This is a genomic window from Streptomyces sp. NBC_01717 (assembly GCF_036248255.1).
Classification (GTDB): Bacteria; Actinomycetota; Actinomycetes; order Streptomycetales; family Streptomycetaceae; genus Streptomyces.
Genome location: NZ_CP109178.1, coordinates 1,916,968 through 1,935,088 on the forward strand (window position 1 = coordinate 1,916,968; position 18,121 = coordinate 1,935,088).

Here is an 18,121-nt window from a genome sequence, read left to right on the forward strand (position 1 = left end):
CGACCCGGAGTAGCACGTGTCCGCACCCTTGACCGTCGCCGTCGCCCAGCCCGTCTGTCTCCATCTCGATGTCGCAGCGAACGCCACCGCCCATGCGGCGGCGGTCGCTGAAGCCCGGGCTCGGCTGGTCGTCTTCCCGGAGCTGTCGCTGACCGGCTACGACCTCGCCGCCCCGGCCGTCTCCCCCGACGACGCCCGCCTCGGGCCGATCGTCTCCGCATGCCGTGCCACCGGGGCGACGGCGCTGGCCGGGGCCCCGGTGCGCGACGCCGACGGACGTGAGCACATCGCCACGCTCGCCGTCACGGGAGAGGGCGCGCGTGTCGTCTACCGGAAGATGTGGCTGCACGGCGAGGAGTTCGACCGCTTCGGCCCGGGCGAGAAGCCGGAGGTCCTGGTTGTCGACGGGGTGCGGCTGGGGCTTGCGATCTGTTACGACGCGGCTGTCCCCGACCATGCCGCCGACACCGCCGCTCTGGGCATCGACGCGTATGTGGCGAGCACTCTCTACGGTGCGGGCCCCGAATCGGCCACCCGGCGCGACGGGCACATGAGCGAGCGGGCCGCCGCCCACGACGTGTGGGTGGTGCTGTCCACCTCGGCGGGGGCCAGCGGAAACTATCCGCAGACGTCGGGCGGCTCCGGAATCTGGGCTCCTGGCGGTGCCGTGGTCGTCCAGGCCGGACCGGAGCCCGGTGCCATGGTGTCGGCGTCCCTCGGCGGGTCCTGACGCACCATCTCGGCCGTGATCGCCCACCGCTCGTGATCGCGCCACGCGCCGTCGATGAAGAGGAAGTCCGGGGAGAAGCCTTCGAGGCGGAAGCCGGCCCGGCGCACCAGGGCGATCGAGCCCGCGTTGGCGGGCTGGATGTTCGCTTCCAGGCGGTGCAGGCCCAGCGGGCCGAAGGCGTACCGCATCACCAGGTCGAGCCCCTCGCTCATCAGGCCGCGCCCGGCCGCGTGGGCGAACGCTCCGTATCCCAGCGCGCCGCAGCGGAAGGCGCCGCCGACGATGTTGTTGATGTTGATGAATCCCGCGATGGGGCCGCTCGCGGTCCCGTTCCCGTCGTCGACCGCACGTTCGCAGACGAGGAAGCCCGCCTTCGTGGCGTCCTCCGTCAGCCGGCCCGAGTACGCGGCGTACGCACGCGCGTCGTCGGGCGGGAACAGCCACGGATGGTGCATGCCGTGGCTCTCCTTGGCGCGATCCGTGAACTCTTCGGCGTCCGCGGGAGTGAAGGGGCGGATCGCGGTGCGCGCGCCCTCGGCCAGGTAGGCGTTCTCAGACATCCGGACAGCGTAGGCAACCGCCGTCGGCCTCACTTCGCGCGGCGTCGGAAGAGATAGCCGCCGCACACCAACCCGGCGACGAACATCGCCAGCAGCACCGCCGCGAGCGGCATCGTCACCAGGGGGATCAGCAGCCGGATCGTGACTTCATCAGTGTTCTCGACGATGAAGACGAGCGACAGGATCGCGATGACGAGGACAACGATGCGGGAAGGCGAGAACGCTCCCACGGCGCCCTTGCCGCCGCTCGACACGTCCTTCGGGCTCATGGTCCGGCCCCTTCTCTGGTCCTGATACGTCACCGCCCCCGGTACCAGGATGTCTCCATCCGGCGCCCAGGGGGCGGTGGTGAGCGGCCGTACGGGTGACGGTCCGGCCCGCGTCGGTCTGCCCGGTTTCAGTTCACCCGGCCGGCGACCACGGGCAGCTCCAGCACCCCCGTGTCGTCCGGGGCGCTGACGACCGTGACCGGCTTGATGCCACGGTTGCCGAAGTACGCGCTGTCGCTGGCCGCGATCACGAACTCGAGCCGGTGCCCCGCCCGGTACCGGTGCACGATGCCCGGCAGCTGCACGGTGAACTGCCGGGTGACGTCCGGTACCCGCACCGGGGACACGAGGCGGTTCACCAGTGTCCTGGAGCCGTCCGGCGACACGTCGTACACCTTGGCGAACAGGACCAGCTTGTCGGCGGCGTCACCGCTGTTCTGCACACGTTCCGTCTTCGGCGAGACCACCTTCAGGGTGGCCCTCGGCGCGCCGACGACGTCGACGGCGGAGGTCAACGGGGCGCTGGTCCAGCCGAGGTAGGTGCCATGGGTGTCGTACGGCTCGGGGTCGGGCAGTCCGACGATGCCGGCGAGCGAGCTCTCCGAGTGACTCGTCGGCACCAGCCAGTTGGCGTACTGGCGGCTGCCGCGGGTGACCTTGGAGCGGTTGTCGACGAGCTTGCCGTCACCGGAGAGGTAGACCTTCTGCGACAGCGAGGGCACGGCGGCCGCGGTGCCGTAGCCGCTCTCCCAGTCACGGTAGTAGGCGAACTCGGGTCCGGTGTCGGTGCTCCTGCTGTGCCGGAGGTAGCGGTCGAACCAGGCGAGTACGCGCTGTCCGACGTAGCTGGTCTCCAGGTTGCCTTCATTCAGGTCGAGTTCACCGGGCACCTGGCCGCCGCTGTGGCCCCAGGACTGCCAGATCATTTTTGTCGTGGTGCCCTGTGACTTGAGCGTCCGGTACGTGGCGGTGGCCTCGTTCAGGTTGAACAGGCTGTCGGTCTGACCCTGGACCAGCAGGGTGGGTGCCTTGACCTTGCCGAGGTAGGAGACCGGGGAGACGCTGCGCGCGTAGTCGAGCATCGCGCCGGCGCTGTCGGCCGGGTAGCGGCCGGAGTTGAGCAGCCGGATCGTGTCGCAGGCCTGCGCGGCGAAGTGCAGACAGGTGAGGTTGCCGAACCGGGACGGGTCGAGGCTGGGGGCGAGGATCGTCTGCCCCTCCCCCATCAGGTAGAAGCCGTTGGTCCACTGCCACTTGAAGACACCGGGGGTTTCCGAGGAGACGCCCTTGCTCGTGGCCGTGTTGTTGGGATCGAGCGCGTACGACAGGTCGTTCCAGGTGATCAGCGGGACGAGGGCGTCCACGCGGTGGTCGACGGCCGCCGTGGCCAGCTGGATGGCGCCGCCGTACGAGCCGCCGATCATGCCGACGCGCGGGTCGCCGTTGCCGTCCTTGGTGACGAAGTCGGCCTTCGTCCCGTCGTCGGCGGCGCGGGTCCCGGCGAGGAAGTCGATGAGTCCGGTGGCGGCCCTGCCGTCGATCGCCGGGTCGTCGAGCGTGATCAGGCAGCCGGACTTGCCGAAGCCGAGGCCGGAGTAGACGAGGCCGACATAGCCGCGGGAGGCGAAAGCCTTGCCGATGGCGTCGGTCGAGCCGTCGGACTTGCTGCCGCCGAAGCCGTTGGTGGCGAGGACGGCGGGGGCGGGGTGAGCGGCGTCGGCCCCGGCGGGGCGGTAGAGGTCGGCGTCGACGGTGCAGGAGCGACCGCCTGCCGCGACGGTGAACTTCAGTGCGGTGACGGTGTATTCGGAAGCGGCAGCCGTGGTGGCGGCGTGTGCCGCGCCGGTGAGGGCCAGAGGTGCGGCGAGCGCCGCCCCGGCTACGTAGGCGAAGGACTTACGGGACCGGGATCTGCGAACAGCGCGTGACACGAAGACCTCCACAGCGAGGGCAGCATACCGACCAGTAGGTACTGGGGCGCGCCCATGCTGTGATACGCGTCATAGCGATGTCAACGCTCGCGACAGCGTTTCCTGAAGGATGTTCAACTTCTTCGCATCCGGAGTACGTTCAGATCAGCGCGGGCACCTCGACCGTGAGGGTGCCCGGACCGCCGCCTTCCGGCGCGTCCAGCACCGCGGGCACACCGAGCGGGATCGTGAGCGCCGTCGGTCCGTGCCCGAAGCCCAGCTCCTCGACGACGGGCACGCCGAGCCCGCCGAGCCGGTCGGCGAGGACCGTACGCACCTGCTCGTACGGTTCGCAGCCCTGCCAGGAACCGCAGGCGACGCCGGATATCCCGGACAGCGCCCCGGCCCTGAGGAGTTGGGTGAGGATGCGGTCGAGGCGGTACGGATCCTCCGTCGTGTCCTCGATCATCAGCAGTCCGCCCCGCGCGGACGTCCGGGCGTGCGGGGTGCCGATGTCGGCGGCCAGCAGGCTCACGCATCCGCCGTACGTGATGCCGCGGGCCCGGCCGGGCACCAGCACCCCGGCCGTGCGAAGGCCGAGGGTCCGTACCGACTCCGGCTCGAACAGGGTGGCCCGCAGCGATTCCTGGGTGTCCGGGTCCTTGAGGAAGGTCTCCGTGGCGGCCATCGGGCCGTGCAGCGTCGAGAGCCCCATGTGCCGGGCGAACGCCTCGTGCAGCACGGTGATGTCGCTGTAGCCGACGAACACCTTGGGCCCGGCCGCGCGCATCGCCGCCCAGTCGACCAGGTCGACCATGCGGTGTGCGCCGTACCCGCCGCGGGCGCACAGCACCGCTTCGACCGACGGATCGCACCAGGCCTCCTGGAGGTCCCGGGCACGCTCCTCGTCCGCACCCGCGAGATAGTCCAACTCCTGGTGCATGGCGCGGACATGAGGCATCTCGAAGGGCTCAAGGCCCCAGCCGCGCAGCACATCGAGGCCTGCTTCCAGGCGGTCGACGGGCACCGGTCCGCTGGGCGACACGACGGCGACCCTGGCACCCGGTCGCAGGCGGGCGGCGCGAGTCAGAGGAGTCAGCGTCACTTCTTCAGCTCCAGTCGCGGTACGTCGGGGCGGTCGATCCCGAAGGTCTGTGCATAGAGGGAGAGTTCGGCCTCCAGCGCGGCGATCATGGTGTCGGCACGCCGGAATCCATGGCTCTCCCCCTCGAACGCCAGATACGCGTGCGGGATGCCTCGGCCTTCGATCGCAGCCAGGAACCGCTCGCACTGGGCCGGTGGGCAGATCACGTCGTCGAGCCCCTGGAGCAGCAGGAACGGGGTGGTCAGCCGGTCCGTCCCGTTGATCGGCGACCGTTCGCGGTAGCGGTCCGGGACCTCGGCGAGCGGGCCGACCAGGGACTCCAGGTACTGCGACTCGAAGTCATGGGTCTCGTCGGTGCCCCAGCCGGTCAGGTCGAGGATGGGGTAGCTGATGGTGCCGCAGGCATAGACATCGGTGCTGGTCAGCGAGGCGGCGGTGGTCCAGCCGCCGGCGCTGCCGCCGCGGATGGCGAGCCGGTTCGGGTCGGCGGCGCCCTCGGCTGCCAGCGCCCGGGCGACGGCGGCGCAGTCCTCCACGTCGACGACGCCCCACTGCTGGCGCAGCCGGTTGCGGTACGTCCTGCCGTAGCCGGTGGAGCCGCCGTAGTTGACCTCGACGACGCCGATGCCGCGCGAGGTGAAGTAGACGATCTCCAGGTCGAGGACGAGCGCGGCATGCCCGGTGGGACCGCCGTGCGCCCACACCACGTAGGGCGGCAACTCGCCTTCCGGACCGACCCGTTCGGGGTTGCGTGGCGGGTAGATGTGGGTGTGGACGTCGCGGCCGTCGGGCCCGGTGAAGGTGCGCTCGTGAGGTTCGGGGTAGTACGCGGGATCGACCTCGTCCCGGTGCCGGGCGCCGATGATCCGACTACGGCCGGTCGTGGTGTCCAGCTCCACGATCTCGTACGCGCTCCGCGGGCTCGCGGCGACACCGATGACCCGGCTGCCGTGCACGGCGAGCGTCTCGGCCCATTCGGTCCAGGGCCCCGCGATGTCGGCGAGTTCGCCGGTCTCCGGATCGAGGATGCCGAGGGTCGTGGTGCCCTTGCCGTGGATGGTGGCGATCAGTCCGTTCTCCAGTGGCCGGAACCAGCCGAGCCCGATCTTCCACAGCGGTCCGGCGAACTCCTGCTCCTGTGTGCAGAGCGCCACCGTGCCCCGGTGCGGATCGGCACGGTAGAGGTTCCACCAGCCGCTGCGGTCACTCGCGAAAAGGAGCTGTCCGTCGGTGGTCCATTCGATCTGTGGCACCGATTCCTCGGGTCCGCCGCCGAAGCTCCGGGCGCTGTGGAACGTGCCGTCGTCGGCGATGTCGGCGAGCATCACCTCGGTGCCGTCCCACGGCATCCGCGGATGGTCCCAGGCGATCCACGCCACCCGCCGCCCGTCGGGCGAGATCTTCGGTCCGGTGACGAAGCGGTGCCGGTCGTCGGAGAGTTCGCGCACCGCGCCGCGGTCGTCGGCCGCCGATCCGTCCAGCGGCACGGCGGCGATCACCCGTCGTACTTCGGTAGGCGCTTCGCCGGTGAACTCCTCCAGGACACACCACACTTCGCCCCGCTCGCCCCGGTCGAGGTGCAGTTGCGGGTCTACCCAGCGCAGTCCGCCGCCGACACCCGACAGCGGGGTGATCGGCCACGGCTCGCCGGCCCCGTCCGGCGCATACGCGTACAGCCGCTGGTCGGTGAAGTTCACGAAGACCACGAGCGGTCCGCCGTCGGTGCGCCCGGCGCCGGCCCAGGGCCGTCCGCCGTACTCGATGACGCGGCTGCGGACGTTCCACGGAACGGGCAGCACGGAGTCGGTGGTCCCGTCCGCCCGGCGGCGGACCAGGGCGCGGCGGCCCGCCTCGGCCGGACGCGGCTCCGTCCACCACACCTCGTCGCCGACCACGCCGACGTATTCCGGGCGGCCGTCGTGCGACGCGGCCAGCCGTGCGTCGACCGGTGACGGCCATGTTCCGTAGGCCCCTGTGGACACCATGATCAAATCCCCCCAGTGCAGGTCAGGCCGTGCGCAGATAGTGGTCGAGTACCCGGACGCCGAAGTGCAGCGCCTCGACGGGCACGCGTTCGTCGACGCCGTGGAAGAGCGCCTGGTAGTCGAAGCCCACCGGGAGCTTCAGCGGTGAGAAGCCGTAGCCGGTGATGCCGAGGCGGGAGAACTGCTTGGCGTCCGTGCCGCCCGACATGCAGTACGGGACGACATGACCGTCCGGGTCGAAGCGTTCGACGGCGGCGCGCATCTTCGCGTACGTCGGCGAGTCCACCGGGGCCTGCAGGGCGACCTCGCGGTGGTGGAACTCCCAGTCGACATCGGGTCCGGTCAGCCGGTCCAGGGTGGCGTGGAACTCGTCCTCGCCGCCGGGCACCATCCGGCCGTCGATGTAGGCGACGGCGCGGCCCGGGATCACATTGACCTTGTAGCCGGCCTCCAGCATCGTCGGGTTGGCGCTGTTCCTGACGGTCGGTTCGACCAGCGCGGCGGCCGGTCCGAGCTTGCCGAGGAGTTCGTCCACGTCGAATCCGGGAGCGTCGACATCCACCTGGATCCCGTGCAGCGCGGCGATCTCGGTGAGCGCCGCCCGTACGGTCGGGGTGAGCCGCACCGGCCATTCGTGCGCGCCGATCCGGGCGACGGCGGCGGCGAGTGTGCTGACCGCGTTCGCCTTGTTGACCTTGGAGCCGTGGCCGGCCTTGCCGTGGGCCGTGAGCTTCAGCCATCCGGTGCCGCGTTCGCCCGCGGCGATCGGGTAGAGCGGCATTCTCGGTCCGGCGTGGAAGGTGAAGGCACCGGACTCACTGATGCCCTCCGTGCACCCTTCGAAGAGTTCGGGGTGCTGGTCGGCGAGGAAACCGGAGCCGTCGGCGGCGCTGGCCTCCTCGTCGGCGGTGTACGCGATCACGATGTCCCGGCGGGGCCGGATGCCGGCCCGGGCCCAGGACCGGACGACGGCGAGGACCATCGCGTCCATGTTCTTCATGTCGATCGCGCCACGGCCCCAGACGACACCGTCGCGGACCTCCCCGGAGAAGGGGTGCACGGTCCAGTCGTCGGCCTCGGCGGGCACGACGTCGAGGTGCCCGTGCACCAGGAGCGCGTCCGCGGACGGGTCGGTGCCCTCGATCCTGGCGACCACGTTGGTGCGGCCCGGGGTACGTTCCAGCAGCTCGGGTGTCAGTCCGGCGGCGGCCAGCCGTTCGGCCACGTACTCGGCGGCCGGGCGCTCCCTGCAGTCGCCGGCGCCCCGGTTCGTCGTGTCGATCCGGATCAGTTCGGAGGTGAACGTCACCGATTCGTCGAGCGCCAGATCGTCGACGGAGTCCTGGGGGGTGGTCACCTCAGCCATACTGCTCCTCCACAGCGGACGACACGATCGTCGTCACCGCCTTGAACGTGCGAATGCCTTCGTACATCGTCGTACTGGTGTAGGCGACACGCCGCTCACCGCTCGGCGCCACGCCGGGGACGACGGTCGCGGCCGCCGCCAGGTGCTCCGCGTCGAACTCCAGCTCCACGGTGAACGAGCCGCCCCGCACCGGATCACGGCGCCCGGCAAGCGCGGTCGCCTCCTTGGCGGCAGCACGGATGTCGGCGGCGGTACGGGCCGGGGTGCGGCACACCGCCGCGTACCGCGACACATAGTCCTTCACCGCGACCTTGCGGGCCTCGGGGGCATATCCGTCCGCGTCCACGCAGGTCAGGTTGTCGCCGGTGACGAGGACGACGGGCACGCCGTACTCGGCGGCGACATGGGCGTTGAGCAGCCCCTCGCTGGCACGGACGCCGTTCAGCCAGACTCCGGTGATGGAATTGGCGAGATAGGTGTGCGCGAGCACGCCCTCCGTACCGGCTCCCGTGTGGTAGCCGACGAACGCGATCGCGTCGACGTCCCCGTGCTGGATGCCCTCCACCATGCTGAGGGACTTGTGCTTGCCGGTGAGCATCTGGACCCGGTCGTCGAGCCGCTCGAGCAGGAGGTTGCGCATGGACCAGTGCGCCTCGTTGATGAGCACCTCATCGGCACCCCCGTCGTAGAAGCCGAGGGCCGCCGCGTTCACATCGGAGGTGAACATCGAGCGGCAGCGCTCCCACTGCGGGGTGCCGGGCAACACGTCGGCCGGCCAGGTCACCCCCGTGGCGCCCTCCATGTCCGCGCTGATGAGGATCTTCACGATGTACCGGTCCTCTCACAGGTCAGAAGTCGTTGCGATCTTCCTGCCGCAACACCGTACGCGGCGGCGGAGTCCCAGGCCAGAGGTGTTTTCAGCTCCAGAGGTCCAGTCCAGTGCAAGACCGTCGGGATCTCGGAGCCGGGCGTGCGGCGATGTCGGCGCCGGCGGTACGCGGTCGGTGACCGGGCCGGCGGCGGGGCTCGGCGGTGCGGGTCAGCGCCCGGGTTCGCGTCGCTTGCGGGCTGCCCCGGAGAGGCCGAAGCCCATCAGTACGGTCCCGCCCGCGAGAACACCGAGGCCTGCCAGGACCAGGGTGTTCAGCCCCGTGCCGGCCAGGGCGGGCTGTGCATATGACCCGCCGCCGGTGGCGGCCTGGCGGATGAGATCGGTGACCGCGTCCGGGTGCGACACCAGGGCGACGTGGGACGCGTCGATCTCGACCGTCTGCGCGTGGGCGCGCTGCGCCTCGAAACGCTCGAGGGCCGGGGAGATGGCCTTGTCCCGGGTCGAGACCAGGGCCCAGGACGGGATGGTCTTCCACGCGGCTTCGGCAGCCTTGTCCATGAACGCGGAGGCGACGATGGGGCGTTGGGTGGCGGCCATCACTGCCGATACGGCCGCCGGGAGGTCCGCGGCAAAGGCCTGGTGGAACTTCGCGGCCCGCAGGTAGAGGTCGATACCGCTGGTGCCGTCGGCGTTGCGGAACGGTACGGGCTTGAGAGCCGCGGCGAGTTCACTGCCCGGGAACCTGTCGCCCAGTGCGCCGAGGGCCTCGCCCTTGTCCGGCATGAACGCGTTGACGAAGACCAGCGACTTCACCTGGGAGTTGCCGGCGGCGGCGGTGCTGATCACCGCGCCGCCGTAGGAGTGCCCGACCAGCACGATCGGTCCCTGGATGCTCTTGAGGAAGTCGGCTATGTACGCGGAGTCCCCCGCCAGTCCCCGGAGCGGATTGGCCGGGGCGACGACGCTGAACCCGTCGTGCTGCAGCCGTTCGACGACGGCGTTCCAGCTGGAGGCGTCAGCGAACGCACCGTGCACCAGCACGACGGTCGGTTTGGTGACGACTGTGGTACCCGTGTCGGCCGCTGCCGATCCGGCGGCTCCGGCGAGGACCGTCGCGGTCAGCGCCGCAGCGATCGCCTGCCCACGCCGGGAACGTGTCGGACGTATTCGCCGGTGCCGCGGCGCGTGAACGGGTGACACAGCCATGCGGTTCTCTCTTCAGGAGGAGGGGGCGACACATCCAGCGTTTCCGGAGCCGGCCGGTACGGCGCGGCCCGGGAAGCAGCCGGGTGACATCGGCCGACCGTCCGGGTGAAGACGGCTCCTGACCGCATGGCGACCGGCGGATCGGGTCACCTTTTACCGGCCGGTGGTACGGCCCCGTTCCCGGGCGGACCGGGCGGGCTGCCCGGTCCGCCCCCCTCCTCCGAAGGGCAGCACCCCCCTCAGGAGGTCTTCAGAAGTTCCTCGATCCGGGCCAGTTCCTCGTCACTGAACTCCAGGTGCCGCACGGCGTCGACGCTGTTCTCCAGCTGAGCGACGCTGCTCGCCCCGACCACGGCCGACGTGACCCGTCCGCCCCGCAGCACCCAGGCCAGCGCCATCTGCGCCAGGGACTGCCCGCGCTCGGAGGCGACCTCGTCCAGCGCGCGCAGCCGGCTGATCAGCTCCGGGGTGACCGACTCGGGCGTCAGGAACGGGCTGTCGCCCGCCGCGCGCGAGCCGGCCGGGATCCCCTGCAGATAGCGGTCGGAGAGGATGCCCTGTTCCAGCGGCGAGTAGGCGATGGAGCCGACGCCCAGCTCGTCCAGCGCCGTGAGCAGGCCGTCCTCGACCCAGCGGTCCAGCATCGAGTAGCGCGGCTGGTGGATCAGCAGCGGGGTGCCGAGGTCCTTGAGGATCCTGGCCGCCTCCCGGGTCTGTTCCGGCGAGTAGTTGGAGAGGCCGACATAGAGCGCCTTGCCCTGCCGTACCGCCGAGTCCAGCGCCCCCATGGTCTCTTCGAGCGGAGTGTCCGGGTCGGGCCGGTGGGAGTAGAAGATGTCGACGTAGTCGAGGCCCAGCCTGGTGAGGCTCCGGTCGAGCGACGAGAGTACGGACTTGCGCGATCCCCACTCCCCGTACGGCCCGTCCCACATCAGGTAGCCCGCCTTGGTGGAGATGACGATCTCGTCCCGGAGCCGGGCGAAGTCCGTCCTCAGGGCGCGTCCCATCGCGCTCTCGGCGGCGCCGGGCGGCGGGCCGTAGTTGTTGGCGAGATCGAAGTGTGTGATGCCGAGATCGAACGCCCGGCGCAGGATCTGCCCCTGGGTGTCCGCGGTCCGGTCGCTTCCGAAGTTGTGCCAGAGGCCGAGCGAGAGCGCGGGAAGCAGCAGACCGCTGCGTCCGGTGCGCCGGTACGGCATGGCCTGGTAGCGGTCGGGGGACGGGAGGTACATGCGGGCTCCACGGAGAGGGGAAGGGGTGCGGGATGCGTGGTTCTCCAGGCTCCCCGACATCGATCCAGCAGTCCAACAGAAGATTCAGGTTGGATTTATCGTCTATGTTTCTCAATCATGGAGTTGCGCCAGCTGGAACATTTCATCGCCGTCGCCGAGGAGCAACACTTCACCCGTGCCGCCGAACGGGTCGCCGTGTCGCAGTCCGGGCTGTCGGCCTCCATCCGCTCCCTGGAGCAGGAGTTGAAGACCCCGCTGTTCAGCCGGACCACCCGCACCGTGCGGCTGACCGAGGCGGGCCGCGCACTGCTCGTGGAGGCGGAGCGCACGCTGGCGGGCGCACGGGCGGCGAAGGACGCCGTCGACGCGGTACGGGGACTGCTGCGCGGCACACTGACGGTGGGGTTCGAGCAGTGTGTGGCCGGTGTGGGGGTCCCGCGGCTGCTCGCGGCCTTCCGTCGCAAACACCCGCAGATGGAGATCCGGCTCCGCCAGGAGGGCACGTCGAGTCTGGTGGACGGAGTGGCGGGCGGGCGGCTCGACGTCGCGTTCGCCGCGACGGTGAGTGCCGGGGAGTGGCGCGGCGAACTGATCCCGCTGGCGCGGGAGCGCATGGTCGTCCTGTGCGCCCCCGGCCACCGGTTCGCGCAGGCGCTCCGCGTCCCGTTCGACGAGCTTCCCGGTGAGTCGTTCATCGACTTCCATCCGGACTGGGGGCCGCGCCGCGCCGCCGACGAGGCGTTCGCGACGGCGCGGGTGCGCCGCACCGTCGGCCTTGAGGTGAACGACGTACACAGCCTGCTGGAGCTGGTGCACGAGGGGCTGGGGATCGCCGTGGTGCCACACCACTTCTCGCGCAAGCCCGAGGCCCGCGGGCTGGTCGCGGTGGAGCTGGACGGCGCCGACCAGCCTTTCTACGAGAGTGTCGTGGTGCTTCCGGCCGCCGGGGCCATGAGCCCCGGCGCCCGCTCGCTGATGGCTTTGGTACGCAGCGACGTACGCGACGGCGCCACGCGCTGACCAGCGGTCACCCGCCCAGCGCCGTCGCGAAGGCTCCTGGTTCCTGCTCGACCCCGCTGCACGTGTCGTTCGCCTTCGTGGTGTCCTCGTCGGTGCATTCCCGGTCGCGGAAGGTGGCCCACATGGAGAGCGCACCGACGCCGGTCCGCCGGGCGAAGGCGCGCAGGGTGGCGGCGTCGGCGAGGGTGAACGTCTCTCCGGCCGTGTCGTTGACACCGAGCATCACCGTGAGGTGCAGCGCCCGCCAGGCCTCGGAGTCCGACAGACCGAGTACGTCGGTGAGCTGGTCGTGGGTGGCTTCGGCGGCCTGCTGCGCGTAGTCGCTCATGTCGCCGTCGTGGGATGTGCTGTAGTTCATGGCCATGATGTTCACCGCGGAGAGGTCGACCTTCTGCTCGGCGGCGTCGCTCAGGAGGTCCGTCCCGGTGGTCTCCAGGCCGTCCGGCATCACGGGCAGGGTGTACGTGACGTCGAGGTGCCGCTTCTTCTGGAGCAGGCGGAGCGCCTTGTCCCGGAGGGTGATCGACGCCTGGTCGGTCAGGGCCTCGCCCTCGATGTCGAAGTCGGCCTTGGTGGCGCCCACGGCGTCGAGCACCCGGGCGTAGGCGTCGGCCAGGTCCTCGGCACTGTCGCAGGCGAGCGCCAGCTCGGACCCGGCGGCCCCGCCGAACGAGACCCGGATGTCCGCTCCGGTCGCGGTGAGTGCGGCGACGCGTGCGGCCACCGCACGGCTGGTGGGCTCGGCGGTGCCGCCCCAGAGCGGGGCGCAGGTGTCGTCGTCGGCGACGACGAAGGCGAGGTTGTACGTGTCCGGGGAACCGACGGAGTCGGTATCGGCCGCGGTCGTGGCGCTGACGTACGGGGTGTAGGCGGTCGTGGCGGCCGAGGCCGTGGGGCCGCCCGGGCGGGAGCGGGAGTCGCCGCCCTGGTTCGCCGCCGCACCCGTCGTGCACGCCGAGCAGGCGAGCCCGAGCGCGACGAGTCCGGCGACGACTGCGGTCGCCCGCCTCGCACGGCCCGCCGCTCCCTTCGGAGAGCCGTTCGGTGAAATGCGCATAAAGTTTGCACCTGCTCTCATGAGAATTGTCCCGAAACAGCAACAATGAAGAACTGGGAACACCGAAAACCTCTCACACATCACCATGTGTCGGAACCCGGATATTTTTTCCCCGCGGGTCCACCGAAGAGCCACCCCTCGATTATCCATTCCCCCTTTAAAAAAAGGGATATGACGGTACATCACATGCCGCCTATGAGGCCTGGCCCGCGGTCGCGTTCTCAGTGCATCCACAGACTTTCCGCGTTCTCACAGCGTTCGGCCAGGAACGGCTCAGACTTCGCACATCGCAGTTCGTCAGCATGCGCAAATGCATTCCGACACCGCCATCGAGAAAAATCCGACCGGACACGGCCGGCGCAAACACGCCGGCCTGCGCAGGCCCCTGGCCGGCACCGCGGCGCAGGAAGGTCCCGTCTTCGTGGACAGCTCCGGGCGCCGGGCCCGGTTGCTCCGCCGTGCGGGTATCGCCCTGGGCATCGCCTGTGCCGGCTACGCGGCCGTACTGGGCCTCGCCTTCATGGGTGGCATCTCCATGTCGCCCTCGGAGCTGCTTCCCTTCGACGGCGCGCCCTCCGCCCAGGGCGGCCGCGACGGGATCGCGCCTCCGGGAGTCACCGGCGCACCCCCGAGCGGCCCTCCCGCCGACGGGGCCGGCCCGTCGCCCTCGGCATCCGTGTCCGTGTCGGTGTCCGCGACCACGGGGACCGGCTGATCCTTGATGAACCGGAATCAGGTACGACCCCAGCGACGGCATGCCACGCCGAGCCGGATCGAACGCGTCCGCCGGCAGGCGGTTCCCAAGCCACGAGTGATCATCGCCCTTCTGCTCCTGCTGGGACTCGTCTCCGTGATGCTGCTCGACGGCTATCTGCGGGCCGAGGTCGGAAACGACCAGCGTGTCCGCTCCGACGCGAGCGCGAGCAAGGTGCCCGACAGCGTCCTCGACGGCGGGCCGCTCCTCAGCTTCCAGGGCGGCACGGCACGGACCCAGGCCGTGCCGGACAAGACGATCGTGCTCACCTTCGACGACGGCCCGGACCCCGAGTGGACCCAGAAGGTGCTCGACATCCTGGACGACAACGATGTGCCCGGCACGTTCTTCCTGGTCGGCTCGATGATCTCGCGCTACCCGGACGTGGTACGCCGGATGGTCGACGACGGCAACGAGGTGGGCGTCCACACCTTCACCCACGTCGATCTCTCGTACCAGAGCGCGGCCCGCGTCACTCGGGAGATCGCACAGACACAGCTCGCACTGGCGGGAGCAGCGGGCATCACGACGACACTCTTCCGCGCCCCGTACTCGTCGACGAACGACGCGATCGACAACTACAGCTGGCCCGTCTACAAGAAGCTCGGCGCGATGGGCTACACCAGTGTCTTCGTCGACACGGACAGCGAGGACTGGCAGCAGCCGGGCGCATCCAAGATCATCAAGTGGGCCACACCGAAGAGCGGAAAGGGCGCCTCGGTGCTCTTCCACGATGCGGGCGGCAACCGTGCCCAGACCCTCGAAGCGCTCCCCCGGTACATCAAGAAGATGAAGTCGAAGGGCTACACCTTCACCACGGTCAGCGGCGCCCAGCAACAAGCACAGGGACAGCAGGAACAAGGGCAGCAGGCACAGGGACAGCGGGCGCAGGCACCGCAGGGCACCCCCGCCACGGCGGGCAACGCCCGGCAGAGCAACCCGGAGCAGGCCGCGCACCGCACGGCCGACACCGCCACGCTCTGGGAGGGCCGCGCCCTCCTCGGTGCGGTCGCCGTCGCGGAGTGGACGGTGCCCGGTCTGGCCGCGGTGCTGGCGGTTGTGGGCGTAGCCGTGTTGGGCAGGTTCGCGATGATGCTCGTCCTCGCACGGCGCCACTACCGGCAACGCAACAGACGCAGGTTCTCCTGGGGGCCGTCGGTCACCGGACCGGTCAGCGTGATCGTGCCCGCGTACAACGAGAAGGAGTGCATCGCCAACACCCTGAACTCGCTGGCCGCCAGCACCCACCCGATCGAGATCGTGGTCGTCGACGACGGCTCGACCGACGGCACCGCCGAAATCGCCGAGTCCCTGGGACTGCCGAACGTGCGGGTGATCCGCCAGCCGAACGCGGGCAAGCCCGCCGCGCTCAACAACGGTGTGCGGCACGCGCGTTACGACATCGTCGTGATGATGGACGGCGACACCGTCTTCGAACCCGACACCGTGCAGCGGCTCGTGCAGCCGTTCGGCGACCCGGAGGTCGGCGCGGTCGCCGGCAATGCCAAGGTCGGCAACCGCACCACCGTGATCGGCGCCTGGCAGCACATCGAGTACGTGATGGGCTTCAACCTCGACCGCCGCATGTACGACCTGCTGCGCTGCATGCCCACCATCCCGGGCGCGATCGGGGCGTTCCGCCGCGATGCGGTGCTGGGGGTCGGCGGGATGAGCGAAGACACTCTCGCCGAGGACACCGACATCACGATCGCGCTGCACCGCGCCGGATGGCGGGTCGTCTACGCCGAGCACGCGCGAGCCTGGACCGAGGCGCCCGCCTCGCTGGGGCAGCTGTGGCGGCAGCGCTACCGCTGGAGCTACGGCACGATGCAGGCGCTGTGGAAGCACCGGAAATCGGTCACCGACCGGGGGCCGTCCGGACGCTTCGGCAGGGTCGGGATGCCGCTGGTGGTCCTCTTCCAGATCGTCACGCCCGTCTTCGCACCGCTCATCGACGTGTTCACGGTCTACGCGATGATCTTTGTGGACTTCAAGGCGTCGCTGCTCGCCTGGCTGGCGGTGCTGCTTGTCCAACTGGTCTGCGCCGCCTACGCGTTCCGTCTCGACGGCGAGCGGTACCGGTATCTGCTCATGCTGCCGTTGCAGCAGATCGCGTACCGGCAGCTGATGTATCTGGTGCTGATCCACTCGTGCGTCACCGCCGCGACCGGCGGCCGGCTGCGCTGGCAGAAGCTGAAGCGCACCGGCGAGGTCGGTACACCGGCCCCCGGCACGGGGGTGCGCTGATGGGAGGCGCACACCGCAGGGGTGGACCGCAGGTCGCGGTCCGTACGGAAGAGGTCGCGGCCGAGTCCGTGGTGCCGGCTGCGCAGAAAGGCGGCCGCGACCGCTACTTCGACGCGCTGCGGGCCTTCGCACTGGTCCGCGTCATCACGTACCACACGTTCGAGTGGCCCTGGCTGGGGCTGGTCTTCCCGTCCATGGGCGTGATGTTCGCACTCGCCGGATCGCTCATGGCTCGTTCGCTGGAGCGGCCCGCGCTGCGCGTCATCCGCGGCCGGCTGCGCAGACTGCTGGTCCCCCTCTGGGTGTTCGCGCTGGTCATCGGTACGGCGATGCTGCTGCACGGCTGGCTGCCGGGACCCGATGTCCTGAACTGGGTACTGCCGGTCGGCGATCCTCCCGGCAATGCGTGGGGCGAGCAGGCCTGGGCGGTGCTGTGGTACCTGCGCACGTATCTGTGGTTCGTGCTCCTGTCGCCGGTGCTGCTGCGCGCCTTCCGCCTGGCCCCGCTGCCCGTGCTCGCACTGTCCCTCGTGCCTGTCGTGGTCCTGGAGACCGTGGGGAGTGTGCCGGACGGGCGCCTCGGCAGTGCCCTCAGCGACCTGTCGGTCTTCCTGTTCTGCTGGCTGCTCGGCTTCGCCCACCGCGACGGTGTACTCGACCGGATGCGCCCCGCACTCGTCGTCACCGTGGCGCCGGCCCTGCTGGCGGCGGGCGCCTGGTGGGCCTTCCACCACCGGGTCGACGGTTCCTACGATCTCGACGACATCCCGCTCGCCCAGGCACTGTGGTCCGCGGGATTCGTCCTGCTGCTGCTCCGCTTCCGGCCCGACTTCGGCGGGCTCGCCCGGCATCGCGTGGCCGACCGGATCGTGAAGGTCTTCAATGCCCGTGCCGTGACGATCTATCTGTGGCACGAGGTCGCGCTGATGGCGAGCGTCCCCCTGATCGATCTGATGTGGAACGTTCCCGCGTTCGAGCGGGATCTGCCGCTGGACAGCATGTGGTTCCAGTTCACGATCGCCTGGGTGCTGATCGCGGCGGCCGTGGCCCTGTTCGGCTGGGTCGAGGACATCGCAGCGAAACGGGGGCCACGACTGCTGCCGTGATCCCCGTGTCAGCCGCCGGCGAGGACGAACCAGCGGGCGGGCAGGTCGATGCGGGTGCCGTCGGGCAGGTACTCGGTCTGGGCGAGTGCGGTGTCCCCGGTGGCCAGCGTCGTCAGCCCTGCCGCCCGCAGCAGCTCCGGAACCTCCTCCTCGGTGGCGCTCGCCGGCTTGAGCCCGTGCTCGAAGACCCGCCGCAGCTTCTCGGGCGGTCCGCCCGGCGCCTGGGCGGCCTGTTGGAGCACGGTCTTGGAGGCGGGGGTCAGCTCGGCGACGAAGGCCCGGCCGCGCTTGCCGATCAGCGTCGCGACGGCTGCGGCGACCACCGGCCGGGCCGGCGGCTCGCTCTGGTGGATCACCGCCCGCATATAGACGTTGGTGTCGCCGATCCGCTCGTGCAGAGCCCGCACCGCGTCCCCGTCGACGAGGTTGAGCTGGGCGAACTCCGCGACCCCCGCGGTGTCCGCGCGGCGTGCGTGCTCGATCGCCGCATGCGAGAGGTCCACGCCGATGGCGCGGGCGAAGCAGGTGGCGAGGTAGCGGGTCTGGGTGCCGTTGCCGCAGCCGAGGTCGACGACGGGCAGCGAGACGTCGGCATAGGGAAGCAGCAGATTGCTGTCGGGTACGGAGGTGAGGGACGGGTCGGAGTCCCAGATCGCCTCGCCGGGGGCGTCGGAGGTGGTCGACCAGAAGCCTTCCCACGACTCGCGGTAGCCCTGCGACACGTCCATACGCACTCCCGAAT

16 protein-coding genes are annotated in these 18,121 nt (G+C 70.2%); 5 read left to right on the forward strand and 11 right to left on the reverse strand.

Going from position 1 to position 18,121, the window contains the following annotated elements; all coding sequences use genetic code 11:
• Positions 1–16: 16 nt before the first annotated feature.
• Positions 17–730, forward strand: a complete 714-nt coding sequence (locus tag OHB49_RS08785) for a carbon-nitrogen hydrolase family protein (protein ID WP_329159275.1) — start codon at positions 17–19, stop codon at positions 728–730.
• Here OHB49_RS08785 and OHB49_RS08790 read toward each other — a convergent pair.
• The 9 genes from OHB49_RS08790 to OHB49_RS08830 all read right to left on the reverse strand — a co-directional run bounded on the left by OHB49_RS08790 (position 619) and on the right by OHB49_RS08830 (position 11,195).
• Positions 619–1,290, reverse strand: coding sequence for a GNAT family N-acetyltransferase (locus tag OHB49_RS08790; protein WP_329159277.1), 672 nt, complete (start codon positions 1,288–1,290; stop codon positions 619–621). The two genes, OHB49_RS08785 and OHB49_RS08790, sit on opposite strands and share 112 nt — an antisense overlap.
• A gap of 29 nt (positions 1,291–1,319) precedes the next feature.
• On the reverse strand, positions 1,320–1,559 hold the full coding sequence (locus tag OHB49_RS08795; protein WP_030971788.1) for a lipopolysaccharide assembly protein LapA domain-containing protein: 240 nt from the start codon (positions 1,557–1,559) through the stop codon (positions 1,320–1,322).
• 128 nt (positions 1,560–1,687) lie between these two features.
• Positions 1,688–3,502, reverse strand: coding sequence for a CocE/NonD family hydrolase (locus OHB49_RS08800; protein WP_329159279.1), 1,815 nt, complete (start codon positions 3,500–3,502; stop codon positions 1,688–1,690).
• A 127-nt stretch (positions 3,503–3,629) separates the two neighbouring features.
• Positions 3,630–4,574 carry a S66 peptidase family protein gene (locus OHB49_RS08805; RefSeq protein ID WP_329159281.1) on the reverse strand — a complete coding sequence of 315 codons (945 nt, stop codon included), beginning with the start codon at positions 4,572–4,574 and terminating at the stop codon, positions 3,630–3,632.
• The gene (locus OHB49_RS08810) at positions 4,571–6,559 is read right to left on the reverse strand and encodes a prolyl oligopeptidase family serine peptidase (RefSeq protein ID WP_329159282.1); all 1,989 of its coding nucleotides are present in this window, start codon (positions 6,557–6,559) and stop codon (positions 4,571–4,573) included. Before OHB49_RS08810 ends, OHB49_RS08805 begins: the two co-directional genes overlap by 4 nt.
• Before the next feature lie 22 nt (positions 6,560–6,581).
• Positions 6,582–7,925, reverse strand: coding sequence for a M20/M25/M40 family metallo-hydrolase (locus OHB49_RS08815; protein ID WP_329159283.1), 1,344 nt, complete (start codon positions 7,923–7,925; stop codon positions 6,582–6,584).
• Complete coding sequence (locus tag OHB49_RS08820) at positions 7,918–8,751, reverse strand: M55 family metallopeptidase (RefSeq protein WP_030971770.1); 834 nt, start codon at positions 8,749–8,751, stop codon at positions 7,918–7,920. Before OHB49_RS08820 ends, OHB49_RS08815 begins: the two co-directional genes overlap by 8 nt.
• 213 nt (positions 8,752–8,964) lie before the next feature.
• Entirely contained in the window at positions 8,965–9,963 is a 999-nt protein-coding gene (locus OHB49_RS08825) for an alpha/beta fold hydrolase (RefSeq protein ID WP_329159284.1), read from the reverse strand.
• 239 nt (positions 9,964–10,202) lie between these two features.
• Positions 10,203–11,195 (reverse strand): aldo/keto reductase, encoded by a 993-nt coding sequence (locus OHB49_RS08830; RefSeq protein ID WP_329159286.1) that lies wholly within the window; start codon positions 11,193–11,195, stop codon positions 10,203–10,205.
• 117 nt (positions 11,196–11,312) lie between these two features.
• Here OHB49_RS08830 and OHB49_RS08835 point away from each other — a divergent pair, with 117 nt between their 5' ends.
• Positions 11,313–12,215 carry a LysR family transcriptional regulator gene (locus OHB49_RS08835; protein ID WP_329159288.1) on the forward strand — a complete coding sequence of 301 codons (903 nt, stop codon included), beginning with the start codon at positions 11,313–11,315 and terminating at the stop codon, positions 12,213–12,215.
• Positions 12,216–12,222: 7 nt separating this feature from the next.
• Here the strand turns inward: OHB49_RS08835 and OHB49_RS08840 are convergent, their stop codons facing one another.
• On the reverse strand, positions 12,223–13,272 hold the full coding sequence (locus OHB49_RS08840; RefSeq protein WP_329159290.1) for a chitinase: 1,050 nt from the start codon (positions 13,270–13,272) through the stop codon (positions 12,223–12,225).
• Positions 13,273–13,582: 310 nt separating this feature from the next.
• Between OHB49_RS08840 and OHB49_RS08845 the strand changes: the two genes are divergently transcribed.
• Genes OHB49_RS08845 through OHB49_RS08855 form a run of 3 tightly spaced genes read left to right on the forward strand, consistent with a single transcriptional unit; the run spans position 13,583 to position 17,379 of the window.
• On the forward strand, positions 13,583–13,987 hold the full coding sequence (locus OHB49_RS08845; protein ID WP_329159292.1) for a hypothetical protein: 405 nt from the start codon (positions 13,583–13,585) through the stop codon (positions 13,985–13,987).
• Positions 13,988–13,993: 6 nt separating this feature from the next.
• Positions 13,994–16,273, forward strand: coding sequence for a bifunctional polysaccharide deacetylase/glycosyltransferase family 2 protein (locus tag OHB49_RS08850; RefSeq protein WP_329159294.1), 2,280 nt, complete (start codon positions 13,994–13,996; stop codon positions 16,271–16,273).
• The gene (locus tag OHB49_RS08855; RefSeq protein WP_329159296.1) at positions 16,273–17,379 is read left to right on the forward strand and encodes an acyltransferase family protein; all 1,107 of its coding nucleotides are present in this window, start codon (positions 16,273–16,275) and stop codon (positions 17,377–17,379) included. Before OHB49_RS08850 ends, OHB49_RS08855 begins: the two co-directional genes overlap by 1 nt.
• 8 nt (positions 17,380–17,387) lie before the next feature.
• Here OHB49_RS08855 and OHB49_RS08860 read toward each other — a convergent pair whose 3' ends face one another.
• Entirely contained in the window at positions 17,388–18,107 is a 720-nt protein-coding gene (locus tag OHB49_RS08860; protein ID WP_329159297.1) for a class I SAM-dependent methyltransferase, read from the reverse strand.
• Positions 18,108–18,121: the final 14 nt, after the last annotated feature.